An 18,798-nucleotide genomic window follows, 5' to 3' on the forward strand; every position below is an offset into this window, starting at 1 on the left:
ACGGTCGGTGTCACTCGATCCGGTGTTCGGGGGGTACCACCGCGATGCTCCGGCTGTCGACGGTGACGACACAGTCCTCGTACTCGAACTGGACGACCGGGTCGCCGTCGCCCTCGAACAACGCCTGGACGGCGTCCGGATCGATCGCCTCCGACAGCGGCGTCAACGCGTCCGGCGCCGTTCCACGTAGTTCGGCGACGGTCGTCACGACCGCGACTGTCAGCTCCGTCCCGGGGTCCCACTCCCGGACGGTCGACTCCTCCTGTCTGGCCCCGTTCGGATCTCGCATCCGTGTCTACCCTTCGACTACTCACTACCCATCGATAAAGTAACTATCGACTACTGGGGCTCCGGCCGGCGGAGCCGTCGGCGACGAGCGGGGAAGCCACTGCATAACCAACTCCACTGCCCGCCTCTCTCCTCCGAGGATGTCACACGACCGATCACTCCGGACCCGACTCCGGAGTCTGGCACGCAGGGTTCGTCCGCCGGAACACACCGGAGAGAACCGTTGTCGTCCGTGTACCGCACTGAACACGCTGTTGGTCGCGCTCGTCGGCGGCGCGCTCGCGTCACAGTGGCCGCTCGTCGGCGGCGCGACCGTCGTCGTCGGGCTCGCGTCCGTCGCCGTCCGGGGGTACGCCGTCCCGTACACGCCGACGCTCACCCGTCGGTACCTCCCGGACCGGGTCTGGGCGTGGTTCCACGCCCCGACGGTGTCCGACGAGGACGATCCGAACGCCGAGCGCGTGCTCGTCGCCGCGGGGATCCTCCGTTCGACGGGGGAGGGGGACGACGAGCTCGAGCTGTCGCCGCCGTTCCGGTCTCGGTGGCAGTCGGCGACGGATCGGCTCGGCACCGCGGCCGACCCGGACGCGCTGCTCCGGCTGGCGGAGTTCCCGGACGTGGAGCCGTCTGCGGTGAGCTTCCGCCGGTCGCCCGAGCAGTTCGAAGCGTTCGTCGACGACACTGCCGTCGCGGAGTGGGAGTCTCCGACGGCCGCTCGGCTCGACCTGGCGGCCGCCCCCCTGGTCGCCCGTCGGTCGAGCCACTGGGGCTCGTTGGACTTCGAGGCACGCACGACCGTGCTCGCGGGGCTCCGGCTGTGGCTGGACCGGTGTCCGGACTGTCGGGGGCAGGTGGCGCTGTCGCGCGAGACGGTGCCGTCGTGTTGTCGTGACGTGCCGGTGGTCGCCGGTGGCTGTGTCGACTGCGGGACGCGACTGTTCGAGGCGCCGGTGCCCCGGGACGGCGAGCGAGCGAGACAGACGAACGACTAGCGGTCGAACAGGAGCCGGCGGTACAGCCACCGTCGGTGCCACACTCTGGCAATACCGACACCCGCCAGCGCCGCCAGCGAGACGACGGTGACGACGAGCCCGTCCAGTTCCGCGAGCGGCGGCACGTCCAGGTGGATCAACAACAGCCCCCACAGCCCGGCGACGGCGACGTTCCGGTACCACTCTGCCCACGTCATCCCGCCGGGGGCGGCGTGGCGGTAACGGTCCAACGCCCGCGCCCGGCGACGCAGCCGGACGACCTGGTGGTCGCGGTCGTACGCGACGACGTCGGCGGCCGCCAGCCGCGGGAGGTGTGTCTGGCGCAGCGAGTTGTACACGCTCTGGCGGAGCCGTTCTGGCGGCGGACGCTCGCTCGTCTCCCGCCGGACGACGGCGTCCGTCAGCTCCGCGAGCGAACACCGTCCGGCGGCGCGAAGCTGCACGAGCGTCCGCCGTCTGCGGTCGTTGCCCAGGAGCTCGTACGCCTCCGTCGGCTCGATCTCGACGGGCGCGGGTGTGGACTGCTGCACGGTTCGTCGCCGGGTGGACGCCCGGCACCGAAGTAACTACACGCCGGCTACTTCGGCGGGAGCTGGCCGTAGCTGGCGCCTAACGAAGACGAGTGGGGTCGTAGCGGGCGACGGCGTGACCCCCCCGACGGGCCGCCGGAGCACACACATGGACAGGCAGACTCGACGCGGCCTCCTGATTGCGGTGGGCGGACTGACTGCGACAGTCGCGGCGGTAGGCGACCGCCGGTCGTCACCCTGGGGCTACTCGGTCGCCGCGGACCCGGACGGCGACACGGACGACACACGGCTCCGAGTCGCGTGGTACACGCGCTACGACGGTGTCGTGACGACACAGGACGGTTCGGTCGACGCGGAGACTGCGCTCGATCCGGACCAGACCCCGGCGTACCGCGAGGAGGCGGCGAGTGCGGTCGTCACTGTCGGCAACGTGGTCCCGGGCGACGACGGCCGCCTGGCCATCGGCCTGCTCGCGGCAGACCGACCGAACGACGACGAGGGGGTCGCCGTCTGGCTCCGCCCGTCGCTCACCGAGTCCGAGAACGGCGTGACGGACCCGGAGGCGGCGGCGTCGGACGAGGGACCCGGCGGCGAGCTGGGGGCTGCCCTGGAGACAGTCGTGTGGCGCGACGACGGGCTCGTGGGTGCGTGTGACGGCACGCAGGGGATCGACGAGCCGACGGTCGCCGAGGGCAGTCTCCGCGGAACGGTCGCGGCGCTGTCGGACGGCTATCGGGTCGCCGACTGTCTCTCGCAGGGGAGCCGCGTCTGTCTGGGACTGTCGTGGTCGCTGCCGGCAGACGTCGGTGACTACGTCCAGACGGACGAGGCGAGACTGGATCTCGTGTTCGCGGGCGTACCGTGCGGGAGCCCGAACCCCTTCGGAGGGTCGCCGTGACCGCCGACGGACCGTCGCGGCGACGGCTGTTGGGGGCGCTGACGGCCGCCGCCGGCACGGGGTTCCTGGGGGCGACCGGCGTGTACGCTACCCTGTCGGATCGAGAGGTCGTCGGCGGCAACGTGTTCACGAGCGGATCGCTCGGGCTGGCCGTCGGTGCCGCGACCGCCGACGGCGAGCCGCCGGCGCCGCCGACGACGTTCGAGGACGGCCAGACGCTGTCGGTGTCGTTCGACGACCTGACCCCGGGTGACACGGGTGGGGTGACGGCCGCCGGGCAGGTCTCCGGCGGTGCCGCGCGGCTGTGGCTGACGGCGACGACTCCGTCGACGCGTCTCGCGGACCAACTCGTCGTGTCGGTGGCGTCCCGGGTGCCGTGTTCGGCGACGGCGACGACGGCGATCTACGACGGGTCGCTGTCGGGACTGGGGGCGGCGCTCGGCGACGGGGTCCGGCTGACGACGACCGAGAGCGACGACTGTCTGGACGGTGTCGCCGGCTGTGTGGAGCTGTCGTGGTCGCTGCCGTCCGACGCGAGCGTCGACGGCGGCACCGCGGCGGCGACGCTCCAGTTCGGCGCACGGCAGTGCCGACACACGACACCGAGACCGGTGGGGTGGTCGCCGTGAGTGACGACGCGGACACGACGGGACGGCTGCGAACGATCGCGAACGTCCTCGGGACGGTCCTCCTGGTGGCTCTCCTCGTCCCGTTCGTGGTGTACGCCGCGCCGTCGGTAGTCGGCGCAGATCAGAGCTACACGGTCGTCTCTGGGAGCATGGAGCCGACGATCGGCGCGGGCGACGTCGTGATCGTGCGACAGGTGCCGCCCGACCGGATCGGGGCGGGCGACATCGTGACGTTCCGCCACGACGGCGGGCGGCTACCGACGACACACCGGGTCGTCGAACGGGTCACACAGGACGGGGAGCTGTACTTCCGGACGAAGGGCGACGCCAACGAGGAGGCGGACCCGCAGGCGGTAGCGAGTGATCAGATAATCGGGCGCGTCCTCGTCACGCTGCCGTTCGTCGGCCACGTCGTCCAGTTCGGCTCGACGACCGCGGGGTTCGTGTCGTTCGTCGTCGCCCCGCTGACGTTGTTGGTCGTGACGGAACTGCTGTCGGTCGTCCGGAGCGACGGCGGGAGTGGCTCCCTCGGGACGGGCGGCAGGGATGACGACGACGACGACGGCAACGGCGACGGAGGCGGTCCCGGCGACGACGACCCCGGCGACGACGACGGCTCGGTGCCGCTGCGGATCGACCCGACCGGAGGAGCCACCGGCGAGGCAGAGACGACGGAGCCGAGCGGCGACGGACGGGCGGACCCGGACGGGGACCCGAGCGACGACGGCGGCGAGACGGAGCCGGAAGTCGAGCCGCCGCCGCGCGCCCGGACCGTCGAGGCAGACGACGAGCGAGCGGGAGACGGGACACGCGCCACAGACGGCGAGCACGCGGCGCGTAACGGGCACGCGACGGGCGATGAACACGCGACGGCCGACGGACACGCGACGGCCGACACGGACGTGGCCACCGGCGAGGAACTCGCGGAGCGGGGCGAGACGGCCGAAGGGGGTGAGGCGACCGGAGAGAGCAGTACGGACACGACACAGGCGGCGGCGGACGGCGGCGAGACGGCAGCGGCGCCGGCGGAGGTGGTCGTCACCCGTTCGGACCTACGGCTGTCGGCGGCGGTGACGGCGGCGTTCGCTGGCTACGCGGGTTGGGTGTTGTTCCAGACGGGTGTGTCGGCCTGGAGCGTCGGGGCGTTCGTCGCCGGGCTGTTGGCGGTCGGGTTCGTCCTGACGTTCTACTACGCCGCCGGGGGTGAGGGGGGTGACTGACACACCGTTGCGGCGGATCGTGGCGCTGGCGCTGGCCGTCGCGGTGGCGGCGTCGGCGGGCGCCGGCGTCGCGTCGTTCGCGGCGTTCACGGACACGGAGCAGGTCCAGGCGGAGTTCGGCGCCGCGAACGCCCCGGCGACGGCCGGCAACGACGGCGGGACGGCGACGGCCACCGCCGGTAACGACGGGGGAACACCGACGGCGACGGCCGGCAACGACGACGGCGGACCGAGCAGCGTCGAACGCCCCGACGGCGGCGAGGACAGTGGCGGAGACCCGCTCGTGGTCGTGGAGACGACGCGGATGGCGACGACGGCCCGGACGGTGCGAACGGTCGGTTGAACGACGAGCGGGCGGACTCTCCTCGCTGGTGTCGTCTCGACGGCACGACCGACCACCCGACGTGCTTCGACGCCGGCGCGTCTGCCGATCTGCTCGTGACTACCCTGTGGTGTGCACTCGGGAACGACGCTGTTCTCTGGATCGACCGCGGCCCCCGTGCCCGACGGTCTGCCGTTCCCGCTCGGCTCGACGGTCTGCCGTCGCCGTGGGACAGTCGGGCCTCGGGTAGCCTCCGGCCTCTGCGCGGCGCGTCCGGTGTGCGCGGGGCGGTCGGAGACCGGCGCCGCGCCGAGGGAACCTGTCGCGCTGTCCCCCGACTGTCGGGGGGTCGTCGTCGAGAGTGAGCCATCCAGTCGCCGTCGAGAGCGAACTCGTCGACGGCCGGGTGTGAGTCGGTCGGACACACTCACCAGCAGTGACGAGCTGCCGAACGTCCGTTCGGCGACGCGCACACCGCCACGAGTCGCCGGACGCAGTCCGAGACCTGTCGAGACGCCCTCACGAGGACCGGCGGCGAGAGCGCCGCTCGCGGCTGTAATCCTGCGACTAACGCCGCTCGAACGACTCGTTCGGGCCCACCGAGCGGTGCGTTCGGTCCGGAGTAGCCTGCGAGTAGCAAACACCCGACTACCACAATGGGAGACCACCCCACGAGGGGGAGTCACAATGACACGAGAGCGCTACGAACTGTCGAGACGGCAGGCACTGGCGGCACTGGGGACGGTCGGTGTCGCCAGCGCCGGCGCGGGACTGGGGACGAGCGCGTACTTCTCGGACCGCGAGGAGTTCACGGGCAACCAGCTCGCCGCGGGGGAGTTGGACATGAAGGTGTCCTACGAGGAACACTACAGCGACTGGTCGGAAGACGAGATGGAGGGCATCTCCGAGGAAGACGTGACGATGGAGATGCCGGCGGACACGGGCAACTTCACCGGGCTGCTGGGCGACGAGGTCGGGCCGATCTGGGTCAGTGACGAGAACGTCTCCACCTTCCAGAACAACACGGAGGTCGTCAACAGCTCGGCTGGCAAGCCGCTGACGCTGGACCCCGAGTTGGCGTGTGCCGACGGCAACCGGGCGAACGACGACCCGGCGGCCAGCATCGCCTTGGACGACGTGAAACCGGGAGACTTCGGCGAGCTGACGCTCGACTTCACGCTGTGTGGCAATCCGGGCTACGTCTGGCTGTACGGCGCGCTCACGTCGGCGTCCGAAAACGGCGTGACGGAGCCGGAGGCGGACGACCCCGACGAGGAGGAGGGGGTCGTGGAACTCCTCGACGAGATCCAGGTGATCGTCTGGGACGACACGGACCAGGACAACGTGCTCGACGAGGAGGAGTCGACGCTGGTCGGTCCGGTGTCGCTCCGGACGTTCCTGGCGGAGTACACCCTGGAGCCGACGAACGGCAGTTTCGGACTGCCGCTACCGGGCGACATCACGGCGACGAGCGCCGGCGGCAGCGGGCGGAACTGTTACAGCGCGGCACCGGCCACCCACGCGGTCGGGTTCGGGTGGTACCTCCCGGTGGACCACGCCAACGAGATCCAGACGGACTCCGTCACGTTCGATCTCGGGTTCTACACCGAGCAGTGCCGCCACAACGACGGCTCCGGGCAGAACCGGACGGACGTGCCACAGCCGTGATCCGGAGTCACCCCACGCGTACCACACGCCAACCGCCAGCGCCGTCGGGTGAGGACGGCACACAGACAACAGACAGATGACACGAGACGACACGAGTGGACTAGAACTGTCGCGCCGGCGACTACTCGCCGGTCTCGGGACCGCTGGGGTCGCCAGCGCCGGCGCGGGACTAGGGACGAGCGCGTACTTCTCGGACCGCGAGGAGTTCACGGGCAACCAGCTCGCTGCGGGGGAGTTGAACATGGTCGTCTCCTACGAGGAGCACTACAGCGACTGGTCGCCGGACGAACTGGAGGGTATCTCCGAGGAGGACGTGACGATGGAGAACCCGATGGACACGACCAACTTCACCGGGATCTTGGGGAACGACGTCGGGCCGCTCTGGGTCCGCAACGAGAACGTCTCCACCTTCCAGAACAACACGGAAGTCGTCGACGAGTCGATCCCGAAGCCGCTGACGCTGGACGAGGAGGATCCGTGTGCGTCCGCGGACGCGGCCAACGACGACCCCGCCGCGAGCATCGACCTGGACGACGTGAAGCCGGGGGACTTCGGCGAACTGACGCTCGACTTCGCGCTGTGTGACAACCCGGGGTACGTCTGGCTGTCCGGCGGGCTCGAGTCCGCCAGCGAGAACGGCCTGACGGAGCCGGAGGCGGACGACCCCGACGAGGAGGAGGGCGTCGTGGAACTTCTCGACGAGGTGCAGACCCGCGTCTGGTACGACGCGGACTGTGACAACGTGTTCGACCAGGCGTCAGAGCCAGTGTGTGCGGACCTCATCATCGACACCTCCGGGTCGATGGAAGACGCCGTCTACGCGGACGGCGACCCGACGATCACGAAGGCGGAGGCGGCAAACGAGATCGCCCGCGACATCGTCACCACGACGGACGACGTGGACGGCGCGGACGACGGAGTCCTCGGGCCGGGGCCGCTGGGGAGCACGGACAACAACCGCTTCGCGGTGAACTCCTTCGCCGACGAGGACACCATCGAGCAGCCGCTGACGGACGACGAACAGCTGGTGTTGGACGGGCTCGACGCCGCACTGGCGAGCACGCCGGCCGGCGGGACGAACGTCGCAGAGGCGCTCACACTCGCCGAGACCTCGCTGAGCGACTGCACGGTCGGCAACGAGAAGTTCGCGGTGTTGTTCACCAACGCACCGTCGCCGGACTCCACCGTCCGCCAGAACATCCGCGACGCCGCGACGGACCTGAAGGACGTGGCCGGCGTGACGATCAAGGTAGTCGCGCTGGACGTCGACCCGACGAGCACGGACGCGGACTTCTGGCGAGACATCGCGTCGACGCCGTCGGACACCTACTTCGTCTACCAGGACGGCGGCACTGGCACTAGCTCGCCGGGTGGTGACGACGACGTGCGCCAGGAGATGGCCGCGGCGGCGTCTGCTATCACGGCGGAGATCACCGGCGGCGGCACCACGACCGACGGTGAGCGTCTGTTGTTCCAGGGGTCGCTCCGAGAGCTGACGGAGGCGATCGGGCCACAGCCCGGGCTCCCCTTGGACCCGACCGACGAACCCGGGCGGGCGTGTTACGACGCGAACGTCCGGTCGTGTATCGGGGTCGGGTGGTACCTCCCGGTGGACCACGCCAACGAGATCCAGACGGACTCCGCCACGTTCGACATCGGGTTCTACACCGAGCAGTGTCGCCACAACGACGGCTCCGGGATGCCCCGGGAGGAGAACGCGACCAGCGACTCCTGAGACGGGCGGGCGGAGCGAACGACGCGAGCAGTTCGAACGACGCACACCCGGGATCGTGGGTGAGAGGGGGTGTCGTGCGGCGTGGGCGGTGACGGTCCAGGTGTGCGTCTGCAGTCTCCCACGCGGACGCGGCGGGGTCGACCCGCCGCCGGCCGCGTACGGCGTCTCCGACGCGAGTCGGAGGCTCGTGATACGGCGTGACGTATCACGACGTCCCCTGGGTTGGGGACTCGTGACACGGGCTCTGCCGTGTGACGGCGGTTCGACCCCGTCGGTGGGACTCCCCCGAGAGGGGGGAGACACGACCGAACCATGACAGACCGAATCCGACTCTCACGACGACGGGTGCTCGCGGCACTCGGGACGGCGGGCGTCGTCTCTGCCGGTGCGGGACTGGGGACGAGCGCGTACTTCTCGGACCGCGAGGAGTTCACCGGGAACAGCATCACCGCCGGCAGCCTCGACATGAAGGTTGCCGCGAGCGAGTACTACAGCGACTGGTCGGAAGACGAGGCGGAGTTCGCCTCGATGGCCAGTTCGCCCGAGACGACGGACGTGCGGCTACCGGCGCCCGACGGGAACCCGGACGCCAACGACATCGCGCTGGACCTAGACGACGAGACGGCGGACGTGTACGAACAGTTCGTCGGGACGCTGCGGACGGGCGACAACATCAACGGTGGCGTTCCGGTGGACGGAGACCTCTGCGGCACGGAGAGCGACGCCGACGGCGCGGCCGTGATCGAGCTCGAGGACGTGAAGCCGGGCGACTTCGGCGGCGTGCAGTTCGCCGTCGAGCTGTGTGACAACCCCGGCTACCTCTGGCTGAGCGCGTTGTTGGAGGCCGCGAGCGAGAACGGCGTGACAGAGCCGGAGGCGGACGACCCCGACGAGGAGGAAGGTGTCGTCGAGCTGCTAGACGAGATTCAGATCGCGTACGGCGTCGGCGGCATCCAAGACTCCAGTGTGTTCGAGGACACGAGCACCGGGTTCCAGCCGACGAACCAGATGACGCTCCGCGAGTTCCTGGCGGCGGCGTCCTCGGACAAGGGGGTCCCGTTGTCGCCGACCGGGATCGCCGACGAGGCGACCGGTCGGGAGTGTTTCTCCGGATCGTCCATCGCCGAGGTGAGTCTGCTCTGGTGGCTGCCGGTGGACCACGCCAACCAGATCCAGACGGACTCTGCCACGTTCACGCTCGGGTTCTACACCGAGCAGTGCCGCCACAACGACGGCTCCGGGCAGGCGCCCGAGGACGTCGTCCTGTCGAGCGACACGACCGACGGCGTCAGGGAGAGCGGCGAGTGGATCAACGCGGTGGTGAGCGCCGGTCCGACGACGACGATCGACGTGGAGCTGGACGGCGCTATGTACGGCAACGAGCCCGGCGAGTGGCCGAGCAACCCCACCAGTTACGTCGTCGAGGCGGTCGTCGACCACGACTTCGACGGGCTGGCGGCGGCCGACTCGAACGGGTTCACGGACGACTTCCGGATCGGCTACGGCGGCGCGGACAACAGCGAGCGGGTCGCGGCCGGACAGCCGACCCCCGGCGGCTACATCAAGCGCCGCCAGCCAGACGGGAGCTTCGTCGTCGTCGCCGAGGAGGACCTGTCGGGGTTCTCGGCCACGGAGTCGGCCGACCAGCTGTCGTACACGTTCGAGATCGACTGGACGAGCGATCTGAGCGCGACCGGGGCGCCCGTGAGCACCCCGGGCGCGGCGATCGTCGACGAAGTGTTCGCGAGCGACGGCGGCGAGGGCGTCGCGTCGAACCCGAGCCCGAGCAACCAGGACGGCCGAGAGGACATCGACAACGTCACCGACAGCTCCGGGGTCATCTACCTGTAGTCGCCGGACGGCGGCGGCACGGGCGCATCGCTCGGTGACGCGGCGGCCCCGACGACCGTCCCCTCTCACCACCCACTCACCCACACCGGTGTGCCGTGTCGTTGCGGTCGGCGGTTCGACTCCGCCGGTGGGTCTCGCGGCCACAGCCGCGGCGGACACCATGACAGATGGACACACGACACTGACACGACGACGACTGCTCGTGGCCCTGGGAGGTGCCGGGGTCGTCTCGGCCGGGTCGGGGCTGGGGACGAGCGCGTACTTCTCGGACCGCGAGGAGTTCGACGGGAACCGCTTGGTCGCGGGGGAACTAGACCTGATGGTCGACTGGTCGGAACACTACAGCGACTGGTCGGTCGACGAGAACGACGACTACGTGGACGGGAGCCTGATCGGCGGTGACCCCGACGAGTTCGACACGGACACCGACGGCGACGGCGTGGACGACTTCGAGGTGGTGACGACGGGCGGCGACCCGAGCGCGGTCCCGTCGGGGTACGTCGGCGTGCCGACGCCGACGGAGCCGCTGGTGGCGGTGCCCAGCGAGGCACTGAACGACTTCCAGTACAACACCGAGGTGGAGGCGTACCCGGACGCCGACGGCGACGGCCACCAGGATCCGATCCTCACCCGCAACCAGATTGCGTCGTTCAATCCCGGGCTCACCGCCGAGGAGGTGGAGACGGCCTACCGCGACCAGTTCGCGCAGGTGCCGCAGGACCTGGAGGCGCCCGTGATCGACTTGAACGACGTGAAGCCGGGCGACTTCGGTGAGGTGACGTTCAGCCTCCACCTGTTCCACAACCCGGGGTACATCTGGCTGACGGGAGACCTCGTGAGCGCCGCCGAGAACGGCACGACGGAGCCGGAGGCGGACGACCCCGACGAGGAGGAGGGTGTCGTCGAGCTGTTGGACGAGGTCCAGGTCGCCGTCTGGCACGACGACGGCGACAACGTGTTAGAGCCGGAGGAGGTCGTCAACTCCCCGCACGCGGTGACGGAGCCGTCGAACATCACGCTCACCGCCGAGGAGGCGCTGATAACGGACGGGAGTCTCCGCGAGGTGTTGGCGGAGCTGTCCGACGGCAACGGCGTGCCGTTGGACGCCGACCCGTTGACAGAGACGCGGGACTGTTACCCCAACTCCACGACGCGACACGTCGCGTTCGCGTGGTGGCTCCCGGTGGACCACGCCAACGAGATTCAGACGGACTCTGCTACGTTCGATCTCGGGTTCTACACCGAGCAGTGCCGCCACAACGACGGCAGCGGGCAGGCGCCCGAGGAGACGGAGACGGCCGGCGGTGGGTGAGCTACTTGGCCACGGGAGGGGTCACGTCCGCTGGCGCCCCGGCACGTCGTCACCGAACGCGTCGCCGACGAGCAACAGGGCGGCGACGACGGCCGTGAGGGTCACCAGTGCGGGCACCCACACCCACCAGTTTCCTCGGATTCCGGAGCGGATCACGTTGCCGAACGAGGGAACCCGTCGCGCGGCGTCGCCGAGCCCGACGAAAGTGAGTCCGACTTCGAGGAGGAGCAACTGCGGAGCGCGTCGCGTCGCCTCCACGAAGACGGTGCCGGAGACGTTCGGCAGGATGTGCCGCCGGAGGACGGCCGACGAGGAGGCGCCGGCGCCACGGGCCGCGCGGACGTAGTCGGCGTCACGGCGTTCGAGCACGGCGCCGCGGACGAGCTTCGCCGTGCTGGCCCAGCCCAGGAGTCCGAACGCCCCGACGAACAGGAGGTGACTCTCGCCGAACACGAACACGCCCAGCAGGTAGACGACGAACGTCGGCGTCGACTGCTGGACGTCGACGTACCAGGAGAGCACGTCGTCGACGCGACCGCCGGCGTAACCGGAGACGGCGCCGACGAGCGTTCCGATCGGCACCGCCAGCGCGAGGGTGACGACGACGATCTGGAGGCTACTCCGGAGCGCGTGGACGAGCAGCGTCACCACGTCGTAGCCGATCGCGTTCGTCCCGAGAGGGTACTGGAGCGTACCGGGACAGGCTCGGCTCTCCCCGGTGCCGACGACACTGGCGACGCAGTCGTTCGTGGCCGTCGGGTAGGCGACCTGGACGGCGACCGGCGGCTGATCCGACGACAGCGGCGCAGCGTCGGGGAGGCCGGCGACCACGGGGCCGACGACGGCGACGGCGGTCGCGGCCGCGAGCGTCAGCGCCGCGACCGCGGTGAGTGGGTCGCGTCGGAGCGGCCGGAGCCGGGCGAGGGCGACACGCGGGGCCCGGACGGCCGCCGGGAGGACGACCACGGCGGCCGTCAGGAGCGCGATTCGGAACAGCCAGACGACCGGCGTGGGGTTGCGGTCCAGCAACGGGTCGACGTTCGTCGCCTGGGTCTCCGTCCAGGCGAGCGCGAGGCCGACGGCCGCCAACGCCGCGAGGACGAGCCGGACGACCGGGACGGACGGCGAGGGGTCCGCGTCGCTCCAGTCGATCTCGTGGACGCCGGCGACGCCGCCGTCCGTCGCGGGAGCACAGTCGGTCTCGTCGGTCTGGTCGGGGGAGGGATCGGGATCGGGAACCACCGTCGGGCGGTTCGTCGACCCGAAGATACAAAATATCTCTGTCGGTAGGTGTTGCCGGAGCGTCGCCACCGGCGACGCCGGTCCCCGAACAGATCCATGTCGAGACGGACGTTCCTCCTCCGACGAGTGGCGTTCGCGGCCGTCGCACTCCTGGCAGTCCTGACGGCGACGTTCGCGGTGATCGAACTCACGGCCAACCCGGCGGTCGCCAGGGTCGCGGCGGAAGCGAGCCGGCAGGCTGCCGCAGAGAACGCCAACGCGACGGAACAGACCCGACAGGTACGCGAGGCGGTCCAGGCGTACCGCGAGGCGAACGGGCTAGACCGCCCGTTGCCGGTGCGGTACGTCGACTGGATGGTGAGCGTGGTCACGCTGGACTGGGGAGTCTCGCGGGACCCGGCACGGCTCGACGTGCGGTCCGTCCGGACGCTCGTCGGCGACGGGCTGGCGACGACGGCCGTCTGGGTGACGCCGGCGGTCGTCGGCTCACTCGTCGGGAGCACGTTGTTCGGGCTGGCGACGGCGAGCCGGACGACGAGCGGCCGCGAGCGGAGCGTCGCCGGGCTGTCGTACCTCCTGTACGGGCTGCCGAACTTCTGGCTGGCGCTGATCGCGCTGCCGGTCGTCCTCGCGGCCGCGGTGCCGACCGCCTGGCTGGCGGCCTCCGGCGTCGGCGTCGGAACGGTCAGCGCGTCGCTGGCGCTGGGGCTGAGTCTGCTCGCGGTCCAGGCGCGGTACGTTCGGACGGAGACGAACGAGCGGCTCCGGCGGGCGTTCGTCAAGACGGTTCGAGCGAAGGGAGGCGGTCGCCGAGCCGTCGGCCGTCACGTCCTGCGACACGGCGCCGTCACGCTGGCGTCGTTGTTCGTCGCGGACGTGTTGGGCGTGCTCGTCGTGGAGGTGTTCGTGTTGGAGACCGCGCTCGGGCTGGACGGGTTCGGCGCGCTCGGGGTCCGGGCGATTCGACGACAGGATCTCCCCATCGTGCTCGGGGTGACGTTCGTCCTCGCGGCCGTCGGGGTGACGGCGAACCTCCTCGCGGACGTGGTGTACGGCACGCTCGACCCCCGAGCGACGGTCGACGACGACTGAGCACCCCCCGTCCGGCCGCCCGGTGACTCACTCGACCGACGGACCGGTGTCGTCCGACCGTCCGGGGAGTTCCACTTCGATCTCCAGTTCCGGGTCGTCGACGCCGTCGTAGTCCACCTCCAGTTCCACGGGTTCGCCGAAGCCGAACGGTAGTTCCCACTCCTCGTCGGTGATCGTCAGCTCGTCGCCGGACTGGAGCCGTTCACCCAGGTCGACCAGGAACTCGCCGGCCGCGGCCGCCGACAGTCGGTACTCCCGCTCGAACTCGCGGCCGCTGCGGATCACGGTCCGTTCCGTCGATTCGGTCTCCTCGGTCTCCGTCTCTCCGGTCGCTCCCGTCTCACCGTCGACATCGGGCTGATCGTCCGTCATCGCTCGAATTTTGGCCCGCCTAAAACAAGAACGTGGCGGTCGGGGTCAGCCGGTCTCGACAATCTCGAGGGTGTAGCGACCGCTGCCGGCGTACGAGTCGACAGTGACGTACAGCGGTACCGAGACGTCTGGGTTCTGGACGGTGAGGCTCTCGTTGCTGTCCGTGGAGACGAACCGTTTCGTCGCAGTGTCGTTCGTCGGGCAGTTCGCAACGCCGTCGTTGACGTAGAGGTCGAAGTCGGTCCCGTCTTCCCCGCTCAGCTCGACGTCGACGGCCGAGGGGTTGTCGAACGAGAAGCCGTACCGGTAGCAGTCGGAGTCGTCGAACCCGGAGAGCCGGCTCGTGACGCTGTCGGTCCTCTGTCGCAGCCCGCCGCTCGGCCTCGGCGGGACCGGGATGTCGCCCGGGTCCTCCTCGACGGCCGCCTGCGCGTCGACGATACCGACCGGAGTGGTAACCTCGGAGCTCGCTCGCAGGTGTCTGCGTGTCTCCGTCCGATCCGTCCCGTGTTGGGCCATGATGAGTGCCGCGACGCCGGCGGCACACGGCGAGGCCATCGAGGTTCCACTGAACCCCGTGTACTTCTTGCCTTTGTACCCGTCCGGGACCGTAGACAGGTAGTCGACCCCCGGAGCGACCACTTCGACCTGTTCACCGGTGTTGGTGAACGAGGCGAGAGTGCCGTCGGAGTCGGCTGCCGCGACTGCGACGACTAGGTCGTAGCCCGCCGGGAAGCTGACAGCCTCCCTCCCGTCGTTGCCCGCAGCCGCGACGAGCAACGCCCCCTTGCGGTGTGCGTACTGGACCGCGCTCAGTTCTACGTTCGAGGCGGTCGAAGCGCCAAGCGAGAGGTTGATGATGTCGGCGTTCTGGTCGCCCGCCCACCGAATCGCGTCTGCGATGTCCTCGGTGAATCCGGCACCGCTATCCCCGAGTGCACGACCGAAGATCAGCTCCGATTGACTCACACCGGTCACGCCCGTCTCGTTGTCTGTCACCGCCGCGGCGATTCCGCCGACGTGAGTGCCGTGTGGCTGCGGCTGGCCGTTGTTGGTTCCGTTGATCGGGTCGCTGTCGCCGCCGAAGACGAAGTCTCTCCCGGGGTTCGCCCGGACGTTCGCGGCCAGATCCTCGTGTTCGTAGTCGGCGCCGGTGTCGATCACGGCGATCCGGACGTCGGAAGAGCCGACCGTGGTGTCGAACGCCGCGTTCGCGTTGATCAGGTCCAACGACTCCTGCTCACTCCGGAGCGGGTCGTCCGGGGTGAGTCGCCGTGTCCGGAGTTTGTTCCGCTCGGCGTACCGCACCATGTCGTGGGCCTCGGCGGTCTGAACGTAGTCGTGTTCGATTGCCGTCGGCGTGTCCGGCGGGAACTGGACGGTGACGTACCGTAGCGTGTCGTCCACGGAACGGATCGCTGCCGACTCCGGCATCGTCTCCGCCACCGGGCCACGGAGGCTGTCGGCGGCTGCCGACACCCCGACGAGCACCCGATCCGCCCGGGAGGCGGACGGCTCCTGGCCCGCCGCCGGCCCGGCGACCGTGGTCGCCGCCGCCGCCGCGCCGGTCGCTCGGAGGAACCCACGGCGTGAGAGCCCGTCGTCGTCCGTCACGGCGACCACCCTCGACGCCCGCGTGCCGTTGTCTCACGCGTCGGTCGGCGCTCCCGCGCGTCGTCTCTCCCGCTCGGTCTCGCCTGTCGTCGCGTCGTCGTATCTCGGGTCACAGTTCGATAATGTCGTCCGGGCCGATCGACTGCGGTACGACCACCTGGACCACCGTCCGACCGCCGCCACCGGTGACGAACACGATCCGCGCCCGGTCACCTCGGGTGAGCGGGTCGAGATCGGCCGGCCGCCTGTCGTCGGCGGTCCCGCTCTCGACGGCCGCGACGTTGATGTAGATCGACGCCAACTGGCCGTCACTCGACAGCAGCGTGTTCTGGTCGGAGTTCGGCGAGAAAGTGTGGTACGTCAGGTGTGGATCACTCGCTCCGTCGAGACTCCCGGGGTTCGTGGCCGGGTCGGACTGCTGGACCGGAGAGATCCCGGCCGTCGCTCCGGCGGTCGAACTGTCGCCGGCGCCGAACCCGTCCCCACCCGCCCGCCCGGGGGCGTACGGCTCCGTCCCGCCGTGGTAGAGTGTCGTGGTCTGATTGGGTCCACGCCACAGAACGGTGAGGTTGCGGAGCCGGATCTCCTCTCCGCCCGGTGGCCGCTCGACCGTGACCGACAACGTGTTCACCGTCCCGTCGGCCAGCGCGTCGCCGCCGGACTTCGTCAGGTGGTCGTTCCGGTTGCCAGTGATGTTTCCGGCGACGGAGACGACCCGAAGCCGCGACGTGACGCGGTCGACGGACTCCTCGCCCGTCTGTTCGCCCTTCGACTGGAGGAACCCGGCGGTGTCGAGGAACACTCCTGCCGCGATCGTCGCGACGATCACCATGGCGGTGAAGACGATCAACGTCCCGATTCCGACCTGTCCCGACTCGTCACTCGCCCCGTCGAACAGTCTGCGCATCGTATCGGCTCATATCGAGGTAACGGCCCCAATTTATAACACTTGGGTCGAAAAATCAGTTCTGAGAAAAACGCGAGGCGTGGCGGTCTGCTCGTCTCAGTCGTCCGTCTCGCCGGGGCCGATTTCGACTTCCGGCGGCGTGCCGTCGGCGACGAGTTCGACCCCACGAGAGAAGTAGGCGTGAGCGGCCGCAGATACGGTCAGAGCGGCGACGAGCGCCGCCATCCACACTACGTCGGGCAGCGTCGAGAACGGCGGAGCGCCCACCCAGACGGCCAGCAGGAGGCTCACCGCGACTCCAGAGAGTCCGAGGTAGTAGTGGCTCCAGGGAATCTCTCGGCCGTGAACGAGCTCCATATACACTTCGTACTCCTCTAGCTCCGGTCGTGCGTGGATCACCGACGCTCGTTCGTCGTAGTCCACGAGCCCGGCGTCGGCGAGCTTCGGGAGGTGTGACTGCTGGAGCGCCGTGTACACCCGCTTGCGTTCTGTGCTCGACACCTGCTCCGGCGGCTGTTCCGTCTCCCAGGCCGCGATCCGTCTGGCGAGTTCGCCCAACTCGACTGTGTCTTCTTCCCCCTGTCCCAGCGCGTACACCGCGTACCGCCGCCGCCTGTTCGACAAGATCTCGAACAACTGTTCTGTCGTCTCCGCCTCGCTCAAGTCCTCCCCGACCACGTTCATGTGTCGTAACGTGTCCTACAACGGATATGTAATAAGAGTTCGAGAGAGTAGTGTCGGTGGATTGGTGAAATACAGAATCTCTCCGTTGAAAGCCTCTATTATAAGAGCCCGTTTATCATAGTCGTCATGTGAGAAATAGAAATAACTAGACTCAGCGTAAAATCTGTGAGAACGAACCGTCAGGCACGCGTCAGCGCCGGTGAATCGTCGGGCGCGCCCGGTCGACGGGTCCGACACCCCAGTGGGTGTGGTATCGTCCTGCAATTATCAATCTGTGAGAACTACTGAGTGGCTGAGAGGCTCCGTCACAGAGTGCCGGAGCGGCGGCGATCGTCACGGTCGCGGCTCCGGATCCGGCCGGCCAGCAGTGGGTAGCCGAGGAGGTAGAAGCCGCCTCCCAGGACGGCGTCGATCACGACTACCGGGAGCCAGGGGTGGACGCCGGCGAGTCCGACGATCATCGGTGTCGGCAGGAGCGCCAGATACCGGTGTGTCGTGAGGACGCGCCGGTAGTAGCCCGTCTCCTCGGGTGCGGTGATGGTGATCTCCGTCGTCGCCTCGCCTCGAGACGGGATCGACACCGTCCGGTCGCGGACGCCGATCCCGTCGCCGACCGGTTCCAGCACCGCCACCACTGGAACGAGCCCGGTGTTGCCCAGCCGGACGGCCTGCTCGCGGGTCTCGCCGGCCGGGATCACGCTCGGCTGATCGCTGTCGAACTCCGCGCTGACGACGCCGTACTCCGTCGGCCCGGAGGGCAACAGCATCGTCCCCGTGGCTGCGACAACGATGATCGCCGTGAACACGCGGAGGTACCGCTGGCCGTCCGTCCCGCCACGGTCGCGGTCCGGTGTGCGGTCGCGCTCGTCCGTCTCGCGGCGACTCCTGGTCACGACATCGACGACGTAGCCGATCGCAGACAGGAGTCCGAGTCCGTACCCGACCCCGGTGAGCCCCATCAGCGACCGTAGACCGGTGTAAGCGGCCGCGTACCGTTGGATCGTCCCGAGGGCGCCGCCGATCGCCTGGACGACCGTCCCGAGTTCCGGGATCACGACCACGCCGCTACCGGCCTCTGCCGCCACCGCGACGATCTGCGTCCGCTTGACCGGCGGCTCCTCGCCGTCTTGGTCCGTGAACGGGTTCGCGTCCCCGCGGGTGACGTAGCCGCGGTCCGTCCGGTCGACGATCCGGTGGGTGACGAGCCCACCACCCTGGAGCTGTCTGGCACGGAACGTCACCACGTCGCCCTCCTCCGGCGGGCCGGTCACGGCCGTCGGCAACGGGACGAACCCGTCGCCGGCGTCGATCGTCGGCTCCATGCTCCCCGTGCGGACGTAGCTCACGAGCACCGGCTGGCCGAGGAGCTGGCCGACGACGAGCGCGACTGCCAGGAGCACGAACGCAACCTCGAGAGCCGTCCCGAGGGTCTGGAGCGGGCG

Annotated in this window: 18 protein-coding genes; 10 read left to right on the forward strand and 8 right to left on the reverse strand. The window is 69.5% G+C overall.

The annotated features are described in order from the left end of the window. Nucleotides 1-10: 10 nt before the first annotated feature. Nucleotides 11-289, reverse strand: a complete 279-nt coding sequence (locus tag RYH79_RS15690) for a HalOD1 output domain-containing protein (protein WP_370901037.1) — start codon at nt 287-289, stop codon at nt 11-13. 139 nt (nt 290-428) lie between these two features. On the opposite strand from RYH79_RS15690, the gene RYH79_RS15695 reads away from it, so the two are divergent. Beyond that, on the forward strand, nt 429-1,280 hold the full coding sequence (locus tag RYH79_RS15695; protein ID WP_370901040.1) for a DUF8054 domain-containing protein: 852 nt from the start codon (nt 429-431) through the stop codon (nt 1,278-1,280). On the opposite strand, the gene RYH79_RS15700 is transcribed toward RYH79_RS15695, so the two are convergent. Beyond that, the gene (locus RYH79_RS15700) at nt 1,277-1,810 is read right to left on the reverse strand and encodes a DUF7344 domain-containing protein (RefSeq protein WP_370901042.1); all 534 of its coding nucleotides are present in this window, start codon (nt 1,808-1,810) and stop codon (nt 1,277-1,279) included. The genes RYH79_RS15695 and RYH79_RS15700 overlap by 4 nt on opposite strands. Before the next feature lie 148 nt (nt 1,811-1,958). Here RYH79_RS15700 and RYH79_RS15705 point away from each other — a divergent pair, with 148 nt between their 5' ends. The 8 genes from RYH79_RS15705 to RYH79_RS15740 all read left to right on the forward strand — a co-directional run bounded on the left by RYH79_RS15705 (nt 1,959) and on the right by RYH79_RS15740 (nt 11,445). After that, a complete protein-coding gene (locus tag RYH79_RS15705; protein ID WP_370901044.1) occupies nt 1,959-2,708 on the forward strand; it encodes a hypothetical protein in 750 nt (249 codons plus the stop codon). Continuing rightward, complete coding sequence (locus RYH79_RS15710) at nt 2,705-3,337, forward strand: hypothetical protein (RefSeq protein ID WP_370901046.1); 633 nt, start codon at nt 2,705-2,707, stop codon at nt 3,335-3,337. Before RYH79_RS15705 ends, RYH79_RS15710 begins: the two co-directional genes overlap by 4 nt. Further along, nucleotides 3,334-4,557, forward strand: a complete 1,224-nt coding sequence (locus tag RYH79_RS15715) for a signal peptidase I (protein ID WP_370901047.1) — start codon at nt 3,334-3,336, stop codon at nt 4,555-4,557. Before RYH79_RS15710 ends, RYH79_RS15715 begins: the two co-directional genes overlap by 4 nt. Next, complete coding sequence (locus RYH79_RS15720) at nt 4,550-4,900, forward strand: SipW-dependent-type signal peptide-containing protein (RefSeq protein WP_370901049.1); 351 nt, start codon at nt 4,550-4,552, stop codon at nt 4,898-4,900. The genes RYH79_RS15715 and RYH79_RS15720 overlap by 8 nt, the downstream gene beginning before the upstream one ends. Before the next feature lie 666 nt (nt 4,901-5,566). Then, complete coding sequence (locus tag RYH79_RS15725; RefSeq protein ID WP_370901051.1) at nt 5,567-6,547, forward strand: SipW-dependent-type signal peptide-containing protein; 981 nt, start codon at nt 5,567-5,569, stop codon at nt 6,545-6,547. 76 nt (nt 6,548-6,623) lie between these two features. Continuing rightward, entirely contained in the window at nt 6,624-8,282 is a 1,659-nt protein-coding gene (locus tag RYH79_RS15730; protein ID WP_370901053.1) for a VWA domain-containing protein, read from the forward strand. A gap of 312 nt (nt 8,283-8,594) precedes the next feature. Beyond that, on the forward strand, nt 8,595-10,133 hold the full coding sequence (locus tag RYH79_RS15735; protein WP_370901055.1) for a SipW-dependent-type signal peptide-containing protein: 1,539 nt from the start codon (nt 8,595-8,597) through the stop codon (nt 10,131-10,133). A 160-nt stretch (nt 10,134-10,293) separates the two neighbouring features. After that, nucleotides 10,294-11,445 carry a SipW-dependent-type signal peptide-containing protein gene (locus RYH79_RS15740; RefSeq protein ID WP_370901057.1) on the forward strand — a complete coding sequence of 384 codons (1,152 nt, stop codon included), beginning with the start codon at nt 10,294-10,296 and terminating at the stop codon, nt 11,443-11,445. A 21-nt stretch (nt 11,446-11,466) separates the two neighbouring features. Here the strand turns inward: RYH79_RS15740 and RYH79_RS15745 are convergent, their stop codons facing one another. After that, a complete protein-coding gene (locus RYH79_RS15745; protein ID WP_370901059.1) occupies nt 11,467-12,687 on the reverse strand; it encodes an ABC transporter permease in 1,221 nt (406 codons plus the stop codon). A gap of 96 nt (nt 12,688-12,783) precedes the next feature. Between RYH79_RS15745 and RYH79_RS15750 the strand changes: the two genes are divergently transcribed. Beyond that, on the forward strand, nt 12,784-13,779 hold the full coding sequence (locus RYH79_RS15750; protein ID WP_370901061.1) for an ABC transporter permease: 996 nt from the start codon (nt 12,784-12,786) through the stop codon (nt 13,777-13,779). 27 nt (nt 13,780-13,806) lie between these two features. Here the strand turns inward: RYH79_RS15750 and RYH79_RS15755 are convergent, their stop codons facing one another. From RYH79_RS15755 to RYH79_RS15775, 5 genes are all read right to left on the reverse strand, one after another. Beyond that, nucleotides 13,807-14,151 (reverse strand): amphi-Trp domain-containing protein, encoded by a 345-nt coding sequence (locus RYH79_RS15755; RefSeq protein WP_370901063.1) that lies wholly within the window; start codon nt 14,149-14,151, stop codon nt 13,807-13,809. A 45-nt stretch (nt 14,152-14,196) separates the two neighbouring features. Then, nucleotides 14,197-15,765, reverse strand: coding sequence for a S8 family serine peptidase (locus RYH79_RS15760; protein ID WP_370901065.1), 1,569 nt, complete (start codon nt 15,763-15,765; stop codon nt 14,197-14,199). Between the two features lie 109 nt (nt 15,766-15,874). Then, nucleotides 15,875-16,672 carry a flagellin gene (locus tag RYH79_RS15765; RefSeq protein WP_370901067.1) on the reverse strand — a complete coding sequence of 266 codons (798 nt, stop codon included), beginning with the start codon at nt 16,670-16,672 and terminating at the stop codon, nt 15,875-15,877. 96 nt (nt 16,673-16,768) lie between these two features. Next, nucleotides 16,769-17,356 (reverse strand): DUF7344 domain-containing protein, encoded by a 588-nt coding sequence (locus RYH79_RS15770; protein WP_370901069.1) that lies wholly within the window; start codon nt 17,354-17,356, stop codon nt 16,769-16,771. A 305-nt stretch (nt 17,357-17,661) separates the two neighbouring features. Next, entirely contained in the window at nt 17,662-18,756 is a 1,095-nt protein-coding gene (locus RYH79_RS15775) for a S26 family signal peptidase (RefSeq protein ID WP_370901071.1), read from the reverse strand. Nucleotides 18,757-18,798: the final 42 nt, after the last annotated feature.

This window comes from Halobaculum sp. MBLA0143 (assembly GCF_041361465.1).
GTDB lineage: Archaea > Halobacteriota > Halobacteria > Halobacteriales > Haloferacaceae > JAHENP01.